The sequence below is a fragment of the Pseudomonas sp. P5_A2_2 genome, from assembly GCF_054177685.1.
Genome location: NZ_JBGCUL010000414.1, coordinates 1 through 3,911, shown reverse-complemented (window position 1 = coordinate 3,911; position 3,911 = coordinate 1). Strand labels below are relative to the sequence as shown.

The following is a 3,911-nucleotide window of genomic DNA, read 5'->3' as shown; positions in this document are numbered from 1 at the left end:
CTGTTGGCGATTGTACCGGCCCAGGTAGGTGCTCCGATTTGATCGGCGACTACACGTAACTCCGGTTTTTCTTGCAGCAAACGTTGCATTGTCAGCAGAAAGTTACGGCCATGAGTTGAATAGACCCAACTGGTACGCAGGATCAAGTGTTTACCTTGCACGTCCCTGATGGCCTGTTCACCGGCTAGCTTGCTCTTGCCGTACACCCCGAGCGGATTGGGCGTGTCGTCCTCGTTGTAAGGCCCGACTTTCGTCCCGTCGAATACATAGTCCGTGGAGTAATGTATCAACGGGATGTCGAGAGCCAGCGCTTCTTCGGCAAGGATACCGGGAGCTACGGCGTTAATGGCAAACGCTGATTGCGGTTCACTTTCTGCCAGATCAACCGCTGTATGGGCTGCGGCGTTGATGATCAGATCGGGCCGGACGCTTTGCACCTGACGGCGAATCTGATCGGGTTGCGCGAGATCGAGCTGATCGCGACCCAATACGATCAGCTCTCCAACAGCACCCAGCCGCCGTTGCAGCTCGTGTGAGACCTGACCATGCTGGCCATTGATGAGAACTTTCATAGGAACAGTCGATTCTCGTCGTGGGGCAAATCGGGCTCACACAAACGCATTACTCTTCCCCTGCCAATTTGGCCAGATACTGGCCATAGCCCGTCTTGCCGAAGTATCGGGCGCGTTCCAGCAGCTGTTCGCGATCGATCCAGCCATTTTCATAGGCTATCTCTTCCAGGCACGCCACTTTCAGGCCTTGGCGGTGTTCGATGGTTTGCACGTACTGAGAGGCTTCGAGCAAGCTATCGTGGGTGCCGGTGTCGAGCCATGCGAAACCTCGACCAAAACGCTCGACCTGCAGATCGCCACGTTGCAGATAGGCATTGTTGACGTCGGTGATTTCCAGCTCGCCGCGAGGCGAAGGTTTCACCGCCCTGGCGATCTCGATCACATCGTTGTCGTAGAAATACAGGCCGGTTACGGCATAACTGGATTTTGGATTTTTCGGTTTTTCTTCGATCGAAAGCGCACGGCCATCGCTGTCGAAATCGATGACACCGAAGCGCTCGGGGTCTTTGACCCAGTAACCGAACACGGTGGCGCCGGAGGAGCGTTTTGTCGCGTTCTGCAATTGTTCGCCAAAGTGCTGACCATGGAAGATGTTGTCGCCCAGGATCAGGCACACAGGGTCATCGCCAATGAACTCTTCGCCAATCAGAAAAGCCTGGGCCAGACCGTCCGGTGATGGCTGCTCGGCAAAGCTGAAGTTCACCCCGAACTGGCTGCCGTCACCCAGCAGATTGCGATACTGAGGCAGATCCTGCGGGGTGGAGATCAGCAGGATATCCTTGATGCCGGCCAGCATCAGCACCGAGATCGGATAGTAGATCATTGGCTTGTCGTAAACCGGCAACAGCTGTTTCGACACACCGAGCGTAATTGGATGCAGGCGTGTGCCCGAGCCACCCGCCAAAACGATACCTTTCATCATGCGAGCAACTCCTTGGAATTGATGGCACCGAGGCGTTCGCCCTGATAGCTGCCATCTTGAACACGACGGCACCATTGCATGTTGTCCAGGTACCATTGAACGGTTTTGCGCAAGCCGGTTTCGAACGTCTCTTCGGGCACCCAGCCCAGTTCTCGTTCAATCTTGCTGGCGTCGATTGCGTAACGTAAGTCATGACCAGGGCGATCCTGGACGAACGTGATCAGGTCGGCGTAGTGCGCAACGCCTTCAGGCTTGTGCGGTGCCAGTTCTTCAAGCAGGGCACAGATGCCACGTACCACGTCGATGTTCTTTTGTTCGTTGTGCCCGCCGATGTTGTAGGTTTCGCCGACGGTGCCAGTGGTCGCCACTTTGAGCAGTGCCCGGGCGTGGTCTTCGACGAACAGCCAGTCGCGCACTTGCAGGCCATTGCCATACACGGGCAGAGGCTTGCCGGCCAAGGCATTGAGGATGACCAGCGGAATCAGTTTCTCGGGAAAGTGGAACGGCCCGTAATTGTTCGAGCAATTGGTCAGCAGCACCGGCAAGCCATAGGTTCGCTGCCAGGCGCGGACCAGGTGGTCGGACGCTGCCTTGCTGGCGGAGTAGGGCGAGCTTGGTGCGTAGGGCGTCATTTCCGTAAACAGATCATCGACACCGTGCAGGTCGCCGTAAACCTCGTCGGTGGAAATGTGATGAAAGCGGAATGCGCTTTTCTCAGGCTCCGGGAGGGCTTGCCAATAGGCACGGGTGGCGTCGAGCAGGCTGTAGGTGCCGACGATGTTGGTCTGGATGAATTCCGATGGCCCGTCGATGGAACGATCGACGTGGGACTCCGCTGCCAGGTGCATGATCGCGTGAGGCTGGAAACGCGCCAGCACTGCACTGACGGTCGCCTGATCAACAATATCGGCCTGAACGAACTCATAGCGAGTGTCGTTGGCAATACTGGTCAGCGACTCGAGATTGCCGGCATAAGTCAGTTTGTCCAGGTTGAGCACTTCATGCTCAGTGTGTTGAATCAGCTCGCGAACAAGGGCCGAGCCTATGAAACCGGCCCCGCCGGTAATAAGGATACGCATGTTGGGTCAGCCTTTTTCAATAATGCGAATGGCGGTAGCTTGCAGGCGCGAGCGGGGAGGTGCAAGAGTTCCTGACCCCATTCGGTTGCGTCACGTCAATCGGGCTGGATTATCCATGACTTGCAGCCGTCACTCACTACTCTCGCGCACAATTTAGAGCACTAATTACAACACGCCCGGTTTTTTCTGTACTGGAGCGCCTTTCCGCACCCTGTAACCCCTGCGTAAACCCACTCTTTACGCTTTCTTTATGCTCCGCCCGCACCCTCGGTCTCGTTCCTTTACAGCCGCCTTTCCGACAATGACTCCACACACGGCAATACGCCGTAACACGGAGAACTTCCATGAGCGTTCTGGACGGAGTGTCACTGCTGCTGGCAGTGGGGCTGTTCATTTATCTGTTGGTTGCGCTGCTGCGCGCGGACCGGAACTAGGAGCGGCTATGCACAGTTATGACTATTGGCTGATCCTCGGTTTTTTCGCCCTGGTATTGGTCCCGGCGCCGTTTCTCGGGCGCTTCTACTACAAGGTGATGGAAGGGCAGCGCACCTGGCTGACGCCGGTCCTCGGGCCGGTCGAACGTGGCTGTTACCGGCTGGCCGGGGTTGACCCGCAAGCTGAACAGAGCTGGCAGAAATACGCCCTGGCCTTGCTTGCCTTTAACCTCGCGGGTTTCCTGCTGCTGTTCTCGATCCTGCTGTTCCAGGACCACCTGCCGCTGAACCCGCAGAACCTGCCGGGTCAGGAGTGGACGCTGGCGTTCAACACCGCCGTCAGCTTCATGACCAACACCAACTGGCAGGCCTACAGCGGCGAAGCGTCCTTGAGCTATCTGAGCCAGATGGTCGGCCTCACCGTGCAGAACTTCGTCAGCGCCGCCACCGGCCTGGCCGTACTGGTTGCGCTGTGCCGCGRCATCGGTCGCAAATCCACTGCATCGCTTGGCAACTTCTGGGTCGATATGACTCGCGCCACCCTCTATGGCCTGCTGCCGCTGTGTCTGCTGCTGGCGCTGTATCTGGTCTGGCAGGGCGTGCCGCAAACCTTCGCCCAGTATTTGAATGCGGTGACGGTGCAAGGCGTTGACCAGGTCATTCCCCTTGGCCCGGCGGCCAGTCAGATTGCGATCAAGCAATTGGGCACCAACGGTGGCGGTTTCTTCGGCGTGAACTCGGCGCATCCGTTCGAGAACCCGACGGCGTGGAGCAACCTGTTTGAAATGACCTCGATCATTCTGATCCCCGTCGCGCTGGTCTTCACCTTCGGTCATTACGTGAAGGACCTGCGCCAGAGCCGCGCGATCATCGCCTGCATGCTGGCGCTGTTCCTGATCGGCGG

General features: G+C 57.6%; 5 protein-coding genes. 2 read left to right on the top strand and 3 right to left on the bottom strand.

The annotated features are described in order from the left end of the window. The 3 genes from rfbD to rfbB all read right to left on the bottom strand — a co-directional run. The coding region (gene rfbD, locus ACXRVY_RS19510; RefSeq protein WP_458238024.1) for a dTDP-4-dehydrorhamnose reductase at positions 1-572 on the bottom strand (572 nt) is incomplete at its 3' end. A gap of 49 nt (positions 573-621) precedes the next feature. Then, positions 622-1,494: a glucose-1-phosphate thymidylyltransferase RfbA gene (gene rfbA, locus ACXRVY_RS19505; RefSeq protein ID WP_223462491.1), complete on the bottom strand. Its 873-nt coding sequence runs from the start codon at positions 1,492-1,494 to the stop codon at positions 622-624. Then, positions 1,491-2,573, bottom strand: a complete 1,083-nt coding sequence (rfbB, locus tag ACXRVY_RS19500; protein ID WP_223462492.1) for a dTDP-glucose 4,6-dehydratase — start codon at positions 2,571-2,573, stop codon at positions 1,491-1,493. The genes rfbA and rfbB overlap by 4 nt, the downstream gene beginning before the upstream one ends. 344 nt (positions 2,574-2,917) lie before the next feature. On the opposite strand from rfbB, the gene kdpF reads away from it, so the two are divergent. Together kdpF and ACXRVY_RS19490 are read left to right on the top strand one after the other, a co-directional pair. Continuing rightward, positions 2,918-3,007, top strand: coding sequence for a K(+)-transporting ATPase subunit F (gene kdpF, locus ACXRVY_RS19495; protein WP_007899818.1), 90 nt, complete (start codon positions 2,918-2,920; stop codon positions 3,005-3,007). A gap of 8 nt (positions 3,008-3,015) precedes the next feature. After that, on the top strand, positions 3,016-3,911 hold an 896-nt coding region (locus ACXRVY_RS19490; RefSeq protein ID WP_458238023.1), incomplete at its 3' end, for a potassium-transporting ATPase subunit KdpA.

Coding starts and splice junctions, on each gene's coding strand:
- rfbA (WP_223462491.1), bottom strand. CDS start 1,494: ATGATGAAAGGTATCGTTTTGGCGGGTGGCTCGGGCACACGCCTGCAT.
- rfbB (WP_223462492.1), bottom strand. CDS start 2,573: ATGCGTATCCTTATTACCGGCGGGGCCGGTTTCATAGGCTCGGCCCTT.
- kdpF (WP_007899818.1), top strand. CDS start 2,918: ATGAGCGTTCTGGACGGAGTGTCACTGCTGCTGGCAGTGGGGCTGTTC.